At 66.9% G+C, this 281-nt stretch carries 1 pseudogene; it reads right to left on the bottom strand.

Going from position 1 to position 281, the window contains the following annotated elements:
• Positions 1–281 (bottom strand): annotated as a pseudogene (locus IFT36_RS16215) (hypothetical protein); the annotation flags it as partial.

Here is a 281-nt window from a genome sequence, read left to right as displayed (position 1 = left end):
GTGGCGGCGGTGATCTTCGCGACGCCGACGAGCATCTCGTCCTGGACGGCGTCGGTCTTGAAGGTCTGGTTCAGCAGCGACGCGGCGTCGGGGCTGATGTGCACCGTGGTGCCCTCGAGGACGGCGTTCGAGCCCTCCATCTGGATCGGCTTCAGCGTGCCACCCCAGAGGTTGAAGAGGTAGGCGTCTTCGGCGGCGACGGTGCCGTTGGCGGTCACGGTGCCGTAGAGCTTGCTCTCACCCGGGTCGATGCGGAAGTCGGTCAGTTCGACGACGGTGCC

It is taken from the genome of Frigoribacterium sp. CFBP 13605, assembly GCF_014839405.1.
GTDB lineage: Bacteria > Actinomycetota > Actinomycetes > Actinomycetales > Microbacteriaceae > Frigoribacterium.
This window is presented reverse-complemented; position numbering and strand designations above follow the sequence as displayed.